Source organism: Arthrobacter sp. zg-Y1171 (genome assembly GCF_025244845.1).
Lineage (GTDB): Bacteria > Actinomycetota > Actinomycetes > Actinomycetales > Micrococcaceae > Arthrobacter_B.
In genome coordinates this window covers 1,608,192-1,624,453 of record NZ_CP104264.1, presented here as the reverse complement: position 1 = coordinate 1,624,453, position 16,262 = coordinate 1,608,192, and the positions used below count along the sequence as shown (strand labels likewise).

Here is a 16,262-nt window from a genome sequence, read left to right as displayed (position 1 = left end):
GGGAAGTCTAGTGGCGTTCCGGGCGGTCCAAGGTGACGGTGCGCAGATCCAGGCGGCGCAGGACACGGTCCACGGCCTCCGGATCCATGCCGGCCTGCCGGCGGGCGTCGAGTACTTCCCGGCGGGCAGCGTCCATCGCTTCACGCTGGACCACGTCCATGATTTCCAGGGTCGCCTTCCGGTCCAGCATCTTCTGCGAATCATCCTCCTCGTCGCTCTCCAGCATGGCGTGCAGCGAGGACATCCGCTTGGCCAGTGCGGCGCGGCGGTCCGGCGGCAGCTGCTGGATGGCCGTCGAGCGCTTCATCGTCTCGATTGCCACCCGTTCGGCCCGGAGCGCGAGTTCGCGTTCCATCCGGTCCGCCTCTTTATGGTCGTCAGGCAGCTTCAGGACGCGCATCAGCCACGGCAGCGTCAATCCCGGCAGCACCAGCGTCACCACGAGGACCGCGCAGGCGCAGGCTACGACGAAGTTGCGTCCGGGCAGCGCGTCACCGGCGAGCGTGGTGCCCGGCAGGGCGAGGGCAAGCGCAAGCGTCGCCAGGCCGCGCATACCGCACCAGGACAGCACGAGGACCTCTTTCAGCGAACCCGGCACATGGTTCTTCTCAGTCCCGCCCATCCGGTAGATCGCCATCATCCACAGGAACCGGACAAGCAGCACGGCCGCGCAAACGGCCAGGATGCCCGGAATGAAACTCAGCAGCTGGGAACCCTCGTCCTTGATGATGTACCGCATCTCGATACCCACCAGGCCGAACGCGGCGCCGGTGGTCAGCAGCTCCACCACGTCCCAGAAGGCGGTTCGGGTCAGGCGCTCCTCCGAGTCCTGGGGGCGGGCCCGCCGGCCCAGTTCCAACGCGGTGACGACGACGGCGACCACTCCGGAGAAGTGCACTTCTTCGGCGAGCAGGTAGACGGCAAAGGGTGCAACGAGGGTGGACGCCGAACGCGCCACCAGGTTCGGCACGAACCGGTTCAGGCTACCGACGACCCAGGCCATCGCCAGGCCCAGCACCACGGCGCCGGCTGCGGCAATGAGGAAGTCCGGCACCACGTCCCAACCCACGTGCCCGCCGCTGGTGCTCGCTGCGACGGCGGCCTGGAAGATGACAATGGCAATGGCGTCGTTGAAGAGGCCTTCGGTCTGCAGCACCGTGATGAGCCGCCGCGGCATCCGGACCTTTCCAGCGACCGCTTCCACGGCTACCGGATCGGGCGGGGCAACAATGGCCCCCAAGGCAATCGCGGCAGGCAGCCCGAGCGCCGGCACCATGGCCCAGGACACACCGGCCACCACAGCCACGGTGACTGCCACCAACGCCACCGCCAGCAGCACCAGGGAACGCCAGCGCAGCCGGAAAACAGACCAGGAGCTGCGCTGGGCGGCTGCGAAGAGCAGCGGCGGAAGGAACAGCGGAAGGATAAGCTCCGGGTTGATGTGCACTTCGGGGATGATCGGCAGAAACGCGATCAGGGCCGAGGAAATCAGCATCAGCACGGGGTACGGCAGCCGGATGCGTTCGCCGATTCCCGCGGCCAGCACGGTTCCGAACAGCAGCCCGATCAGGAGTATCAGGAAATCCACCGGCTCAGCCGTCCGCTCGGTGCGTGCTTCGGACCGACTGCGCCGCGTGTTTCATAACCGCACCTGCTTCTTTCGGATGTGTAAGTATTTCGTTAATTATTGCATTGAGTGCATCGACTGGCGCACACCCAGCGCGGGCGGCGGAAGCCGCGGGTAAACGAGCAGGGAGCCCCGGGAGTCTCCCCACCGCACGCTAAACCCGATAAAATTGGAGGGACATCTGACTCGTTCAAGGAAGCTGCTCTATTGGCCATCAGCGATATGAGGCAAGACCCCGGTGAATTGAGATTGACCCCTCCTGCCATCAGTAAGGAGGGTCTGTACCCGTGACTGCCGTCTACGGCGTGGTAAGGGAAACCCGTAACCCGGCAGCCGCGATGAAGGCACTGACGGACAGTGCCGCCGCGGAGCCCCGCGGGCAGCAGTGCCAAGACAGCTCTGCGAATTCCCGGTCTGCTAAAGGTGCCGTCATCACCTGGGATCCCGATGACCTGCCCGGTGCCCTCCATCGGCTGCTGAGCTCCCATCCCCGGCATTTCTCCGACCCGGAGGCAGTGCCGGCGCGCCCTGTCCCCTTCCGGATGCATCTCATGGACGCGGATGTGCCCAAGTCGATCCAGCTGCACCCCCGGCCGGACCAGGCTTTGGCCGGCTATGTGCGTGAACAGACCCGCGGTGTCCCTTTGAACGCCGGAAACCGAAACTATAAGGACAGGTACGCCAAGTTTGAAGTGGCGGTATCCCTCACTCCCCTTCGCGTCCTGTCTGGACAGCGCAGCAGGGAAGAACTCCGTGCCATTGCCGACGGGGTGGACCTTCCATGGCTTGATACCTTATTGACGTTCCGGCATGAGATGCCGGTGCACGCCCTCCTCCGCATGCAGTCTTCCGAGACTGCCCGTGCACTGCGGGAAACCGAGGCTGCCATGGCCGGGGTGACGGAAACCGAAGGTCCTGCGGCAGACGCTGCGGCGGTTTTCCGCCGGCTTGCGCCGCTTTTTCCGGGCGACCGCGGAATTCTGATAGCCATCTGCATGAACCTCATCAAGCTGGACCCCGGTGAGGCAATGGTCACCCCCGCGGGGTGCCTCCACTCCTACCTCTCCGGCCAGGCCATGGTGGTTATGGGCCTTTCGGACAATGCGCTGAAGGCCGGGTTAACCACGGACTACGTGGACGTTGCCGAGCTGCAGCAGGTCCTGGGCGACGGCCAGCCCGGCCCCGCATTTCTTGAGGTGGAGCGTATTGATGAGCGCCAGGATCGTATTCCGCTCTGGAGTGAGGACCTGGACCTGCGACGGACCGTGATCGACGGCGGCACCGCATCCATTCCGCTGGAACGTTTCACCGTTGTGCTTGCCGCACTGGGAGAAGCGAGGGTCTGGGTGGGCGACGTGAGCACGTACTTGGAGCAGGGTGCCAGCATGCTCTATCTGGGCGACCCGACGACTGCTGAAGTCGAAGGCTCGGCACAGCTCTTCAGTGCGTCGAGGACCTAGCAGCCGGCGCGGACCTGCGGGTAGTGGCGGCAATGACCGCCAGGGCCACGAGCGCCCCGATGGTCGTTTGGACGGCCCGGTCCAGGGTTACGGCCAGCACCGGCTGGGTAGCAACAAACCCCGTCATCAGCAGGGCCACCGGTGTCAGGAACACCATCGCCAGGCCGTAGTGCAGCACCGCGTAAATCTCTCCGCATAGCTGCAGCATGGCCAACAGCACCGCCAGCTGGACCGGCGACCACTGAACCTGGAGCAGCACCGCAGAGACCAGCACACCGGCGTAGGTGCCCAGGATGAAGTGCACTGCGCGGGTCACTCCCCCGGCCGCGTCCACTGCCGCGATCGGAGCGCAGGCGGCGAGCATCGCCCAGTATCCGTGTCCCAGCCCCAACCCCGCCGAAATCGAACCCGCGGCAGCAACGGCAGCAGCGTACCGGCCCGAGTGGCGCAGGATCCGCCCCCAGGACGGCGGCCGGTACGGGAGCAATGTCCGTGGAGTGTGGCGGCGCGCGTGCAGCCGGCCGGCAAAACCCAGCGCCACGGCGAGCAGCACGCTGCCCGCCGTAGTCAGCGCAGCCTCCTCCAACCCTCCGGAGAACGGTGCAGCGGAGGTGGCGGTAAACGCGAAGATGTAGGTAAACGGGCCGGCGGGGCGCACCCTCAGATAACTGGCAGCCGCCGCAATAAGGCCCGCGATCACGGTTCCCGCCCCCACCACCGTCCAGGAATCCGCTCCGGAGAGGGACAGGAACACACCGGCCAGCACGGTCAGGACCATCAACATGCCCGACAGGGACTGGTGCTGCAGACGCCGCCAGTGCAGTTCCGCACGGCCGAAAACACCGGTCAGCGAACCGAAGATAGCGCACATCGTCAGGTCGGTCCGCCCCAGCAGGATCAGGACCAGCAGCGGCAGGAACACCCCGATCGCCACGCGGACGGCAGGCACCCGGTGCCCGCGGCCCGGAGGCACGGTGAGGAAGCTACGGACATGCTGCTGCACGGGAAACAAGGAACCTTTCACTGCGGCCGGAGGCACATGGGCCGCGGTTCAAGCCTAGAACCCGCGGACGACGACGCCCGGCAGCTTCCCGTGTGACGGTCCTCGCATCCGCTGTTACATCCGGGCCTTTGTCCTTGCCGTGGCCTTGGCAGACCAGGGGTCCTCCGGCCACGGGTGCCGTGGGTACCGGCCGCGCATCTCGGACCGGACCTGGGCATAGGGTCCGGACCAGAAGGATGCCAGGTCGTCGGTGACGGCCAGCGGCCTGCCTGCCGGGGACAGCAGGTGGAAGAGCACCGGGACGCGTCCCTCCACGAGCCGCGGGGTTTCGGCCCATCCGAAGCACTCCTGCAGCTTGACCGCCACCACCGGCCGTCCGCCGTCGTCGTGCTCCGGATCCGGGTAGTCGATCCGGACCCGTGAACCGCTGGGCACTTCAAGCCGTTCCGGGACGAGGTCGCCCAGCCGGGATGCCTCCGGCCAGGGCAGCAGCCGCCGCAGCGCATCGGTGAGGTCGATGCTGTTGGCGGATGCTCCGCGGGCCAGGGCGTCCAGTTCGGGGCCGAGCCAGTCCTGCAGCCGGGCCAGCAGGGCCGGCTCGCTGACATCCGGCCATGGCTCCCCCAGTTCCCGGTGCAGCAGGGCCAGGCGCCGGCGCAGCGCGTCGGCGGCCGTGGAGAAGCCGACCAGTTCAAGCCCCTTTGCCGTCAGGGCGCGGGCGACGGCGGCCCGTCCCTCCTCGGCGGACGGGCGTACCGGGGTGGAGCCGAGCAGGATTGCGCCGAGCCGGTGTTCCCGGCGCGCGGTGACCCGGCCGCCGGCGAATTCCGCCTCCACAGTGTCCGTGACGAGGTGTTCGGCGGCGGCTTCCGCGGTGTCCAGGGTCAGCGGGGCGGCAGCGCGGATCACGGCACCGGTGCCGGCGGCGTCGCGCCCCTCGGCCCGGGCGACATCGGCGACGGCCAGCCAGTCCTGTCCCGTGAGGGAACTGCCCGCAGGCAGTCCGGCACGGGTTCCGGAGGCGAGCAGGTAACGCTCCGGGCCCGCGCCGGGAACGCGCCGCGCAATCCGGTCCGGGAAGGCCAGGGCAATCACGTACCCCGGCGCTTCCCCGGCCGGGACTTCCCGTTCGGCAGGGCCGGCAGACTTCTCCCGGCGGGCCAGCTGTTCCAGCCTCCTGACGTCTTCGGACCACCGGCGTTCACCGGGCTCGCGTCCGGTCCGCAGTCCGGCCAGCAAGCGGGTGAGGTCCGCCCCGTGTGCACGGTTGTCCCCCGAAAGCAGGGCAACGACCTCGGCTGCGGTCCGGGCACCCACCGCACCGGCGCCGTCGAGCAGTGCCCGTGCGAGCCGGGGATCGGCGGGCACGCCCGCGAGTGTTTTGCCGCGGGGCGTTGCCAGCCCCTCGGCGTCCACGGCACCGATCCCGCGCAGCACCTGGAGGGCGTCGCGCATGGCGGCCGGCGGCGGTGCGTCGGGAAGGGACAGGCCCTCACCTCCCGGGGCACCCCAGCATGCCAGCACCAGGGCTGCGGCCGTGAGGTCCGCGACGGCGATTTCCGGGGTCTGGTGGGCGGGCGCGGCTCCGTAGGCCCTGTCGTCATAGCAGCGCACCACCGTACCCGGCCCCAGCCGGGCGGCGCGGCCGGCCCGCTGCTCGGCGGAGGCACGGGAACAGGAGACAGTGACGAGGCCGGACATCCCGCGCATCGCATCCCGGCGCGGTTCGCGGGCAAGCCCCGAGTCGATGACCAGCCGGACACCAGGAACGGTCAGCGAGGATTCGGCCAGTGACGTGGACACAATGATCCGGGCGGGCTCGCCCGGGCCGCGGCCGGAAACGGCCCGGTCCTGCTCGGCGGGCGTAATCTGCCCATGCAGTTCCAATACCTCCGTTCCCGCCGGAATACGCGAACGCAGCCGGCCCGCCACGGTGGACACCTCACGTGCGCCGGGCACAAACACCAAGGCATCGACATCCGGATCCCGGGCCACGGCGTGGGAATGGGCCCGAAGCGCAGTATCCGCGACATGGTCCAGGAACCCGCGGGTCACGCCGCGTTCATCGAAGCGGGGAACCGGCGCGGGGGCCCAGACCGTTTCGAGCGGGTGCAGCGCAGACGGGCAGCCGACCACGGGAGCCGGCCCGGCGCCGTCGGGCGAACCGATCAGCGCGGCGAACCGCGGTGCGTCGAGGGTTGCGGACATGGCCACCAGGGTCAGGTCCTCGCGCAGCTGGCGGACCTCGGTGAGCATTCCAAGCAGGAGGTCCGTTTCCAGCCCCCGCTCATGGACCTCATCCAGGATGACGGCGGCCGTTCCGTCCAGGCCCGGGTCGGCCAGCAGGCGGCGCAGCAGAATTCCCGGCGTCACGAATTCCACCAGCGTGGAGGGTCCCGTGCGGCTCTCGCCCCGGACCGTGTAGCCGATCCGCCCGCCGAGGGCAGAGCCGTCCAACGCAGCCAGCCGGCGGGCCGCCGAACGGACCGCAACGCGCCGCGGCTGGGTGACCACCACCCGCGGCCGCGTCCCTCCGCGGGTGAGTACGTTGGCGACGAGCGGCGGCACCAGGGTTGTCTTTCCGGTTCCGGGCGGGGCCTGGACGACGGCGGTGCCCGCTCCGTGCGTTTCGCCGGCACCTCCGCCCAGCGCCGCTGCGAGCTGCGGGACCGACTCGGCGAAGACCAACCCGTTGCCTATGCCCGCAAGGTCGAAGGGCGGGTTGGTTGGGTGCGGAGAGGCCGGAGAAGTCACTCTTCCATTCTGCCTCCTGCGGGAAGCGGTAAAATGATAAGAGTCTCGTCACTCGCCCCTGCCTTTCCTCTTCCTTGGAGGTAGCAGTTGCCATTTTCCAAAGGCCAGATCCTGGTCCACCCCCATCACGGCCCCGCCGTTGTCAGCTCCTTCCAAACGCATCCGCGCATGCAGAAGAACTGTATTGTCCTGGAGGTCCAGTCCTCCCACCTGATGGTCTGGGTGCCCGTTGACCAAGTGGACCATGTAGGCCTTCGTCCGGTCCTGGACCGGGCGGGACTCGACACACTGTTTGGCGTCCTCCGCGCGCCCGCGGATAAAGAAGATCCCCAATGGTCGCGCCGGTACAAGGACAACGCGGAGAAACTTGCCACCGGTGATCCGATGGTGATTGCGGCCGTGGTCCGCAACCTGATGTTGCGCGAGGCGGACCGCGGTCTCTCGCAGGCCGAACGGGAAATGCTCCGGCACGCCCGTCGGCCGCTGCTGACGGAGATTTCCCTCTCGCTCGGACTCTCTGAAGTGGAGGCCGGCGCCAAGCTGGACGCCGTCTGGGCTCCGTCCAGCGCGGTCGCTTAGGCCGGCAGGTCCGTTACCGGACGGCAAGTCCGCTCTGCTGCCTCCGCGCACCTATGGGTGTGATGGATGTCACCATAGGCGCCGCCCTTATTCTGCACCCCTTTCGGGTTTACTTGAAGCGTCAAGTGTCTGGAGACACGAACCGTTACCCTAAGGAGGTGTGCTGCGTATGAACGACGGCACTCTGGAGTCCATCCCCGCCATCGATGCCGCAGCCCTCGGCCTCCTCTTCCGTGACGCGCGCACGGTCTCGGAATTCACTACGGCCGCTGTCACGGACGAGCAGCTTCAATCCATCTACGACTTGACCAAGATGGGTCCGACGGCGATGAACATCCAGCCGCTGCGGATCACCTGGGTGCGTTCCGCCGCGGCTCGGCAGCGGCTGGTGCAGCACATGGCCGAAGGCAACAAGGCCAAGACGGCCGCGGCTCCCATGGTTGCGGTGCTGAGCTTTGACCGCACCTGGCCTGAGCACTTCCCCACCGTTTTCCCGCCGGCACCGCAGCAGGGCGCAGTCTTTGCCGCCAACCCGGAACTGAGTGCCGTGATGGGCAATGACAATGCGCATCTGCAGGCCGGATACTTCCTCCTGGCGGTCCGTGCACTGGGCCTGGCCGCGGGGCCGATGGGCGGGTTCGACGCCGCCGGGCTGGACGCTGACCTGCACGCAGGCCTCAACCTGCAGTCCTTCCTCGTCGTCAACATCGGTGTGCCTGCCGGCGAGCCACGCCACCCGCGACTGCCCCGACTGGATTACGCGACGGCGACCACCGAACTCTAGGCCGCAGACAGTAGACCGCCGCCCGGTTCGGGAAACAGCAGAGGGCCGACACCGTATCGGTGTCCGCCCTCTGCTGTTGCTGCTTTGCTTCTTTGCTTTACTCCGGGTTAGGAAGCCAGCGCCGGGATCTTCATGCCGTGCATGGTGACCAGCAGGTCGCGGGCGAACTCGGCCTGGCGGCGCTTTTCGGCGTCGTCCCAGCCCAGCTGCGGGGCCAGCAGGTCCGCCAGCTCGGTCAGCATGTCCTCGGACACCAGGCCGCGGAAGGCCAGCGAGGTGCGGCGGATCAGGATGTCGGCGAGCTGCGTGATCTGCTCGTTTTCCACCATGTAGGTCAGCTCGCGGGTGCTGAGCTCGCTGGTGGAGGCCAGCAGCTGGTCCCCGCCCTGGGACAGGAACTCCAGGACGTCGACGGCGCGGGTGCCGTAGCGGGTCAGCAGGACCCGGACGCGGTCACGGTCGGCCACGTCGGAGGCCATGCGGTTGACCCACAGGCGCTCTTCAGCCTCGGTGGCCGGGAAGTCCTTGCCGCCGCCGATCTGCAGTTCCGCCGTCGTCGTCTTCCGCAGCATGCCCAGCGCGGTCATTGCCTCGGTGGCCAGGGTCTCGGACAGGGCGCGGAAGGTGGTCCACTTGCCGCCGACCAGGGACAGGCTCGTGACGTTCTTGCCGGCGCGCTTGTCCATGCGCTTTTCCACGCGGTAGTCGCGGGACACGAAGCCGGGCTGCGTGTCGTCGTGCTTCGGCAGCGGGCGGACACCCGAGAAGGTGTAGACAATGTGGTCGCGGCGCACGTCAACCGTGGGGAAGACGTGGGCGATCAGTTCGAAGAAGTACTCGATCTCTTCGTCCGTGCAGACCGAGGCCTCGTTGATGTCGGCGTCGATGTCCGTGGTGCCCACCAGGACGCGGTCGCCCATCGGGTAGATGAGGACGATGCGGCCGTCGGTGTGTTCGAAGAACATTTCGCGGCCGGCGCAGGCTTCCAGCAGTTCCGGGTGGTCCAGGACGATGTGCGAGCCCTTGGTGCCGCCCATGAAGGAAGTGCGCTTGCCGAAGGAATCGTTGGTCTCGTCAACCCAGGCGCCGGTGGCGTTGATGACGACGTCGGCGTCGAAGACGAATTCTTCGCCGGTGACCTCGTCGCGCAGCACGGTGCCGGCGTCGGTGGTGCCGACGGCGCTGACGTAGTTGCTGGCGCGGGACTGCGGGTTGGCCTCGAGGCCGTCACGCAGCACGTCGAGGGTGAGGCGCTCGGGGTTGTGCACCGAGGCGTCAAAGTACGTGGCGGTGTACTTTACGTCCGGGCGCAGCTTCGGCAGTTCCTGCAGGGACTTCTTCTTGCCGACGAAGTTGTGCTTGGGGGCCACGCGGCCGCCGCGGGAGAAGAAGTCGTACATCAGCAGGCCGGCCTTGATCAGCACGGCGCCGCGCTCGGTGTGCTTGCCCTGCTTGTGCGTCAGGAAACGCAGCGGTGCGGCAGTGATGCCCGAGAAGGTGGTGGTGATCGGGATGGTGGTCTGCAGCGGCTTGACGTAGTGCGGGGCCAGGCGGAGCAGGGCATTGCGCTCGACGACGGACTCGTGCACGAGGCGGAACTCGCCGTTCTCCAGGTAGCGGATGCCGCCGTGGATCATGTGGGAAGACGCGCCCGAAGCGCCCTGGCAGTAATCACCGCGCTCTACGAGGGCTACGTCCACGCCCTGCAGCGACAGGTCACGGAAGGTGCCGACGCCGTTGATGCCGCCGCCGATGATCAGCACCGAGGCCTTGGGCCGGTCCTTCAGCTGCTGTACCACCGGACGGGTCCGGGCGGCGGTCTTTGCCTTGCTGGGGTTCACGGAATTGTCCACGTATATCTCCAAACGCTTCTGTGGCTGCATTGCCATATCTACTCAATGGTCGAAGCCTGCGGCTCCCGGGGCCAACCAATGCACATACGTGCACCCTGCGATAATGGATTCATGGAGTACACAACCGTGTCGATGGACAGCAAATGAACATTGGTGTCAGTGGCCGGTTCCCGGACGCCTCCGGCGCCGGACCTGCGGCGAACGAGAAGGAAAGCCGCGACCGCGATGCCCTCCGGGCTGCGCAGATGTATTACCTGCAGAGCCTGACCATGGAGGCGATCGCCCGGGAACTTCGGATTTCCCGTTCCACCGTTTCCCGGCTGCTCTCCTACGCGCGCAGCACCGGGCTGGTCCGGATCGAGATCCGCAACCCGTCGGACCGGGCCCCGGCGCTGGAACAGGAGATTGCCTCCCGGTTCCGCATCCAGGCCCACGTGGTTCCGGTAGCCGAAACGGTCTCCCCCGCCCAGGCACTGCAGCGGGTCGCCGTGCAGGCGGCGCACCTGATCAGTCCGCTCATCGATTCGGATGCGATCATCGGCGTCGCGTGGGGCTCAACCCTGACGGCAGTGAGCCAGCACCTGCCGATCAAGAACACCCACGACAGCACAATCGTGCAGATGAACGGGGCCGGGAATTTCCGCACATCGGGCATCACCTACGCCAGTGAAATCCTGCAGCGTTTCGGCCACGCCTACGGGGCGCGGGTGGTCCAGTTCCCCGTTCCGGCGTTCTTCGACCACGCCGAAACGAAGGAAGCGATGTGGCGGGAACGTCCGGTGAAACGGGTGCTGGATCTGCAGGCCCGGATGAACACCGCGATCTTCGGGGTGGGTTCCATGGAGGCGGGCGTGCCCAGCCACGTCTACAACGGCGCCTACCTGGACGAAGAAGACCTGAATGAACTGATGGCCGAGGGCGTAGTGGGTGACGTCGCCACCATGTTCTACCGTGCGGACGGCACCTGGGACGGGATCAAGCTGAACTACCGCAGCACCGGCCCTGACCTGTCTACCCTGCGGCAGGTCCCGCGCCGGATCTGTGTGGTGGCCGGGGAAACCAAGACCACCAGCCTGCTTGGCGCCCTGCGTGCCGGTCTGGTCACGGACCTGATTCTGGACGAAAATTCCGCCCGGCGGTTGGCGTCCTCCTAACCCCTTGTATCCTCCAGGAACCTTGTCAAGCCCGATCAGGAGGCATCCGCATGGACCACGAACCCACCCGACGGCTGCAGGAACTGCAGGGCGGGACCGACCCCGGGACAGCGCTGGAGTTCTTCGACGCCCTGCCGCCGCTTCAGGCGCCTGAGCTGTACGGCTCCTGGCGGGGTACTGAAATACCAACGGGTCACCGGCTCGACGGCCTGCTGAAACCGCTGGGCTGGCACGGGAAACGGTTCGACGGCGACGAGGAGGTCTTCCCGCTGGTCTTCGCCAGAGGCGGCGGGGGCGTGTTCAATGTGAATCCGGCGCTGGTCCCGCTTTCCGCAGTGCTGCGTTTCGGCCCTTTGCTGCGGAAGCCCGAACTGCTGGCGCAGATCCGCCCGGCGCTGCGGCTGGCGCGCACGCGGCGGCCCGGCGCCCGGCTGCGGATGACCGAGTACCGGGGCGTGTCCAGCGCCACCATGATCTATGACGCCCTGCCGGTCCTGGATGTCTTCCGCCGGGTCGATGCCGAAACGGTGCTGGGTGCCATGGACCTGCGTGGCCCCGGGGCTCCGTTCTTTTTCGCGCTGCACAGGGACTAGGCGTTCGGCACTTAGTGGGATGCTGTGTCGGGCAGAGCACCTATTGGCAGAGCTGCGTGCCCGGGTCCACCGCGATGGTCTCCAGGACCTTGCCGGTGGCGGTGTCTATCACGACTACTGAATCGGCGGGCCAGCTTTCGTCAGGGACGGGTTGGTAGCCGACGTCGGAGACATCAGTGGTTTTGCCGGCGTCGTTGCGGCTGCGGTTGAAGGCGTCGATGGTCTTGCCTGTGTTGGTATCGACGGTCACGGTTTCCTCCGGCAGACCGGTTGTATCGCCGGACACCGGGGTGGAGTTCCACCAGCCGTCGTAGCCGCCGACACAAGCGGCCTCTTCGTTTTCGGCGTGCGCGCTGCTGTGCCCGCTGCCGCCGCACCCGGATAGCGCGGCGCCCAGTACCAGCAGACCCGCAATCGCCGTCTTCTTCATGTTTGAGCCTCTCCCCCGATATTCCGGGGGAAGCCTAACAGGCCTCGTCGCTTGTCGGGGCGTACCGGAAGACACCGGTTGTACAGGCCGCCGGCCCGTCATCCCCGTCGAACCCCGTCACTTTGCGAGCATCGCCACCGTGCGGTTCCAGAGACCCAAAGCCAGCGCAGCGTCCCCGGCCTGCTTGTTGGGCTTGGCCACCTTGCTCCGGACAAAGTACTTGCCGGTCGGGTAATCCGTTCCCGGTGTTCCCTCCGCCAGGAACACCAGTGTCCGGGCACCCTTTTCCGGCGTCGGAAGCAGCCTGCGCAGCAGTGGCGACTGGTAGACCGCACGCATAGCCGAGCCCTCGGCGCTGGAGAAGCTCGACCCGATCACGCCCGGGTGGAAGGCAGTGGAAGTTGCCCCGTGGGAACGGTACCGGCGGTCGAACTCCTCCGTGAACAGGATCTGCTCCAGTTTGGCGTTCCCGTAAGCCTTGCTGGGGTTGTACCCGTTTTCATTCTCCAGATCGTCCAGGTCCACGTTGCCGAACAAGCGGTTGGCCATGCTGGAAGTGTTGATCACCGTCCCGCCGGATTCAATGAGCCGGTCTGTCAGCAGCTGGGTAAGCAGGAACGGCGCCAGGTAGTTCACCTGGAAGGTCATCTCGTGTCCGTCCTCGGTAACCTGGCGGACATTGCCGAAAACCGCTCCGGCGTTGTTGGCCAGGACGTCGATATGCGGGTAACGCTGGAGCAGTTCCGAAGCCAGGGTACGCACGCTGCCCAGGTCCGCGAAGTCGGCCAGGAAATACTCGCCGCCCGTGTCCTTGGCGACGGCGGCGGTCTTCTCCGGCGACCGTCCCACCACCACAACATGATGCCCGTTTCGTGCGAGCCGCCTTGCCGCGGCGGCACCGATTCCGTCGCTGGCGCCGGTGATCACTATGGTTTTGGGAGACACGCAAGCCTGCTTTCCTCAGAGTGCGGCCGTGGCGGCAACACCGTTCCCACCTTAGCGGCGCGTGCCGCGGGCACGGTAGGCGTGCCCGGGTCTGCCCGGGTCACCCCGGCAACCGCAGCCCGCCGCCCGGGCGCCCGCTAAACCGCCCGACCCTGCAGCCGCACCAGCTTGTCCGGGTTGCGCACCGCGTACACCGCCTGCACCCGGCCCTCCACGAGTTCCAGCTGGAAAACGGTAGTCACCGCCCCCTCTTCACGGAACGCGACCGCCGGCAGTCCGTTCAGTTCAATGAACTCGGGGACGGCCCCGGCACCGTACTTGTCCGCCAGCCCGATCATCAACCGTGCCACCTTCTCCGGACCGTAGACCGGCCGAAGTGCGGCGCTGACCTTGCCGCCGCCGTCGGAGACCAGGACCACGTCCGGAGCCAGGACGTCCAGCAGGGACTGGATCTGCCCGGTCATGGTGGCGGCCAGGAAACGTTCGACGGCGGCGCGGTGCTCGCCCGTATCCGGCAGGGTCCGGGGCGTGCCGGACCGCAGCCGGGTCCGTGCCCGGTGAACCGTCTGCCGCACGGCGGGCTCGCCGATGTCCAGGGTCGCCGCAATCTCGGGATATCCGAAGCCGAAGACCTCGTGCAGGATGAACGCGGCCCGCTCCGGACCGCTCAGGGTCTGCAGCAGCACCAGCATCGCCGTCGAAACCTCGCTGGCGGTCAGGGCCGCCGTGTCCGGATTCTCCGGAAGCCGCGCAGGGCCGGTAGGCAGCGGTTCGGGCAGCCATTCACCCGGATAGTCCTCCCGCCGCCGGGACGCTGTGCGGAGGGAATTCAGCGCCTGGCGCGAGGCGATCCGCGCCAGGTACGCCCGCGGGTTTTCCACCTGTTCCGCCACCGCCCGCCACCGCAGATAGGTCTCCTGCACAACGTCCTCGGCATCGGTAACGGTGCCCAGGACGTCGTACGCAATGGTGAAGACCATCCCTCGGTGCTTCAGGAACTGGGAGTCACGGCTTGACCGGACCCCGGTCAGCTCCGCGTCACCGGCGCGGGAGCCGCCGCCGTCGTCGCCGTCTGCGGACCTGTTGGCCATGTGTACGCTCCGCTTCGTTTCGCTTCGCCGCGGATCCACCGCAGCGTCATCCGGCAGATGATTTCCTTTTGGACCGCGGCCGTCCTGCCGTGCAGGTGGAAGCGGGTCGGAGAATCGTCGGCAGACAGGAATTGAACCGCTCCGTCACTGCGGCCCAGACTAATGCACAGACCGCGGAATCCGCTGTCGTGCCGCACTCCCGCCTTTCCGTCCAAAGCCCGGAGGATGTTTCCTGCCGCGTCGGCTCCCATCGGCAGGGCCGCCGCGCAGCACATCCGCAGGTAGTCGTAGAACGGTTCATCGATCACGGCCGCATCGCCGGCGCCGTAGATGCGGTCCTGGCCGCGTACCCGCAGGGTCGGTTCCAGGCTCAGCCGTCCCACGTCGTTCACCGGAAGTCCGCTGGCCGCGGCCAGGTCCGGTACGCCGAAGCCTGCGCACCAAAGCACGACGTCGGCACCCAGGCCGGTGCGGACGTCACCGTCGGCACGCACCGGCGACCCGCTGCGCAGTTCCACTCCTGCCCGGCGCAGGCTCTTCTCCATAGACCGGCGGGTCTGGGTGCCCAGCCGCGGCGCCACGGGACCGGCGCTGTGCAGGCTCACCTGCAGGTGTCCGAAGGACCTGGCGGTCTCCGCGGCCGTCTCGACGGCGGTCAGCCCGCCGCCCACCACGGCCACGCGGGCGCCGGCGGGCAGGGCAGCCAACTCGCCGCGTGCCGCCGCGGCACCGTCCAGCTGTTCGATCCGGAGGGCGCCGTCCGGTGCCGTCCCCGCTGCCGAACCCACGGCGTACACCAGATAGTCGTAGCCCGCTTCTGCTCCCCCGGCCAGCTGAACCGTCCGCTGGTCCGGCCGGATCTCCACTGCTGCATCGGAGATTCGGCGCACGCCCGGATGCAGGATCGAATCGAAGCCGACGGTGGCGTCGGCACGGGTTCCGGCAGTGTATTCATGCAACCGGATCCGCTCCACGAACCGGGGCTCGGGGGTAACCAGGACGACGTCGAGTCCCGGCCTCCCGTTGGCCGCCAGCCGGTTCGCCGCCATTACCCCTGCGTATCCCCCGCCCAGAATGAATGCTGTGGTGCCCATGAGTGCACTCCCTGCTTTCGCGTCTCATCCGGCTTCCGCGCCGGCTGAACATGGGACACCGCCCGGGGACGGTTTGTGACCGGTTGCGGAGAAATCAGTCGGGCCGGACGGGTGCCGTGCCCGCAATCTCCTGCAGGGCCAGCACATGGGCGTCGAAGCTGCTCCGGCCGGCCGGGGTGAGTGCCACCCAGGTGACGCGGCGGGCGTCCCGACGGGCCGGAGACGTCGTCTTGGCCAGGCGCACGTAGCCGGCCTCCGCGAGGATTTTCAGTTGCTTCGAGAGCGTGGCATCGGAAATTCCCAGGGTGTCCCGGAGGACGGCGAAGTCCATCTCCTCCAGCGGGCGCAGCAGCCCGCAGATCCGCAGCCGCGTCGGCGGATGCACAACCTCGTCAAACCGGGGTTCAGGCATGCGGAACCGCGCGGAGCTGGTCAACAGCGGCCCGGAACGCGACTCCGGCGAGCCCGTAAACCGCCGCGAACGCCGCAAGGCTGGTGATCATCACGGCCCAGCCGAGTCCCAGCGACACCAGGCCCAGACTCACGGAAAAAAGAAACAGGCAGACCAGCGCAGCCAGGGCAATTGCGCCGTTCGCCCGCGCACCCAGCCTGCGGAACTTCAACCCGGTGTCACGGCGGATCAAGTGCAGGATGACGAACAGCAGTCCCGCGAGCAGCCAGGGCCAGGACGGCGATTGATAGTCGGCTCCGGGCCGGGCATCCAGTGCCGCCGCCACCCAGCAGGCAGCCAGTGCACCGATGGCTGCCACCAGCGCACGGGGAGGTGTGACGCCTGCTGCCAGGGTGTCGCGGTCGGCGGTTAAGTCTCTGAGCCGGGCGGCAGCATCCTCTGCCGCACCCAAGTTATTTTCCATGATGGAAAGAGTATTGGCCG

Annotated in this window: 15 protein-coding genes; 5 read left to right on the top strand and 10 right to left on the bottom strand. The window is 67.5% G+C overall.

What is annotated here, in order from left to right; translation table 11 throughout:
- Positions 1-7: 7 nt before the first annotated feature.
- A complete protein-coding gene (locus N2L00_RS07630; protein WP_255863076.1) occupies positions 8-1,588 on the bottom strand; it encodes a Na+/H+ antiporter in 1,581 nt (526 codons plus the stop codon).
- 326 nt (positions 1,589-1,914) lie between these two features.
- Here N2L00_RS07630 and N2L00_RS07625 point away from each other — a divergent pair, with 326 nt between their 5' ends.
- Complete coding sequence (locus N2L00_RS07625) at positions 1,915-3,087, top strand: hypothetical protein (RefSeq protein WP_255863077.1); 1,173 nt, start codon at positions 1,915-1,917, stop codon at positions 3,085-3,087.
- On the opposite strand, the gene N2L00_RS07620 is transcribed toward N2L00_RS07625, so the two are convergent.
- Both N2L00_RS07620 and hrpB read right to left on the bottom strand, forming a co-directional pair.
- Positions 3,068-4,090, bottom strand: coding sequence for an FUSC family protein (locus tag N2L00_RS07620; protein WP_255863078.1), 1,023 nt, complete (start codon positions 4,088-4,090; stop codon positions 3,068-3,070). The two genes, N2L00_RS07625 and N2L00_RS07620, sit on opposite strands and share 20 nt — an antisense overlap.
- Before the next feature lie 114 nt (positions 4,091-4,204).
- Entirely contained in the window at positions 4,205-6,844 is a 2,640-nt protein-coding gene (gene hrpB / locus N2L00_RS07615; RefSeq protein WP_255863079.1) for an ATP-dependent helicase HrpB, read from the bottom strand.
- 87 nt (positions 6,845-6,931) lie between these two features.
- On the opposite strand from hrpB, the gene N2L00_RS07610 reads away from it, so the two are divergent.
- Both N2L00_RS07610 and N2L00_RS07605 read left to right on the top strand, forming a co-directional pair.
- Positions 6,932-7,423 (top strand): CarD family transcriptional regulator, encoded by a 492-nt coding sequence (locus N2L00_RS07610; RefSeq protein ID WP_255766068.1) that lies wholly within the window; start codon positions 6,932-6,934, stop codon positions 7,421-7,423.
- A gap of 169 nt (positions 7,424-7,592) precedes the next feature.
- Positions 7,593-8,207: a malonic semialdehyde reductase gene (locus N2L00_RS07605; RefSeq protein ID WP_255766067.1), complete on the top strand. Its 615-nt coding sequence runs from the start codon at positions 7,593-7,595 to the stop codon at positions 8,205-8,207.
- Positions 8,208-8,314: 107 nt separating this feature from the next.
- Here N2L00_RS07605 and N2L00_RS07600 read toward each other — a convergent pair whose 3' ends face one another.
- The gene (locus tag N2L00_RS07600; protein WP_396124524.1) at positions 8,315-10,090 is read right to left on the bottom strand and encodes a glycerol-3-phosphate dehydrogenase/oxidase; all 1,776 of its coding nucleotides are present in this window, start codon (positions 10,088-10,090) and stop codon (positions 8,315-8,317) included.
- Positions 10,091-10,305: 215 nt separating this feature from the next.
- On the opposite strand from N2L00_RS07600, the gene N2L00_RS07595 reads away from it, so the two are divergent.
- Positions 10,306-11,214: a sugar-binding transcriptional regulator gene (locus tag N2L00_RS07595; RefSeq protein ID WP_255863309.1), complete on the top strand. Its 909-nt coding sequence runs from the start codon at positions 10,306-10,308 to the stop codon at positions 11,212-11,214.
- Between the two features lie 50 nt (positions 11,215-11,264).
- A complete protein-coding gene (locus N2L00_RS07590; RefSeq protein WP_255863080.1) occupies positions 11,265-11,807 on the top strand; it encodes a DUF4334 domain-containing protein in 543 nt (180 codons plus the stop codon).
- A gap of 40 nt (positions 11,808-11,847) precedes the next feature.
- On the opposite strand, the gene N2L00_RS07585 is transcribed toward N2L00_RS07590, so the two are convergent.
- The 6 genes from N2L00_RS07585 to N2L00_RS07560 all read right to left on the bottom strand — a co-directional run bounded on the left by N2L00_RS07585 (position 11,848) and on the right by N2L00_RS07560 (position 16,242).
- Positions 11,848-12,237, bottom strand: a complete 390-nt coding sequence (locus tag N2L00_RS07585) for a hypothetical protein (RefSeq protein WP_255863081.1) — start codon at positions 12,235-12,237, stop codon at positions 11,848-11,850.
- Positions 12,238-12,354: 117 nt separating this feature from the next.
- Positions 12,355-13,182: an SDR family NAD(P)-dependent oxidoreductase gene (locus N2L00_RS07580; RefSeq protein ID WP_255863082.1), complete on the bottom strand. Its 828-nt coding sequence runs from the start codon at positions 13,180-13,182 to the stop codon at positions 12,355-12,357.
- Positions 13,183-13,319: 137 nt separating this feature from the next.
- Complete coding sequence (gene sigJ, locus N2L00_RS07575; RefSeq protein WP_255863083.1) at positions 13,320-14,273, bottom strand: RNA polymerase sigma factor SigJ; 954 nt, start codon at positions 14,271-14,273, stop codon at positions 13,320-13,322.
- On the bottom strand, positions 14,210-15,367 hold the full coding sequence (locus N2L00_RS07570) for an NAD(P)/FAD-dependent oxidoreductase (RefSeq protein WP_255863084.1): 1,158 nt from the start codon (positions 15,365-15,367) through the stop codon (positions 14,210-14,212). The genes sigJ and N2L00_RS07570 overlap by 64 nt, the downstream gene beginning before the upstream one ends.
- Before the next feature lie 94 nt (positions 15,368-15,461).
- Positions 15,462-15,779 carry a transcriptional regulator gene (locus N2L00_RS07565; protein ID WP_255766060.1) on the bottom strand — a complete coding sequence of 106 codons (318 nt, stop codon included), beginning with the start codon at positions 15,777-15,779 and terminating at the stop codon, positions 15,462-15,464.
- A complete protein-coding gene (locus N2L00_RS07560; protein WP_255863085.1) occupies positions 15,772-16,242 on the bottom strand; it encodes a hypothetical protein in 471 nt (156 codons plus the stop codon). Before N2L00_RS07560 ends, N2L00_RS07565 begins: the two co-directional genes overlap by 8 nt.
- Between the last annotated feature and the right edge of the window lie 20 nt (positions 16,243-16,262).

Bases quoted from the DNA above. Each gene is read 5' to 3' on its own strand.
- N2L00_RS07590 (WP_255863080.1), top strand. From the start codon at position 11,265: ATGGACCACGAACCCACCCGACGGCTGCAGGAACTGCAGGGCGGGACC.
- sigJ (WP_255863083.1), bottom strand. From the start codon at position 14,273: ATGGCCAACAGGTCCGCAGACGGCGACGACGGCGGCGGCTCCCGCGCC.
- N2L00_RS07565 (WP_255766060.1), bottom strand. From the start codon at position 15,779: ATGCCTGAACCCCGGTTTGACGAGGTTGTGCATCCGCCGACGCGGCTG.
- N2L00_RS07600 (WP_396124524.1), bottom strand. From the start codon at position 10,090: ATGCAGCCACAGAAGCGTTTGGAGATATACGTGGACAATTCCGTGAAC.
- N2L00_RS07560 (WP_255863085.1), bottom strand. From the start codon at position 16,242: ATGGAAAATAACTTGGGTGCGGCAGAGGATGCTGCCGCCCGGCTCAGA.
- N2L00_RS07585 (WP_255863081.1), bottom strand. From the start codon at position 12,237: ATGAAGAAGACGGCGATTGCGGGTCTGCTGGTACTGGGCGCCGCGCTA.
- N2L00_RS07595 (WP_255863309.1), top strand. From the start codon at position 10,306: ATGTATTACCTGCAGAGCCTGACCATGGAGGCGATCGCCCGGGAACTT.
- N2L00_RS07570 (WP_255863084.1), bottom strand. From the start codon at position 15,367: ATGGGCACCACAGCATTCATTCTGGGCGGGGGATACGCAGGGGTAATG.
- N2L00_RS07605 (WP_255766067.1), top strand. From the start codon at position 7,593: ATGAACGACGGCACTCTGGAGTCCATCCCCGCCATCGATGCCGCAGCC.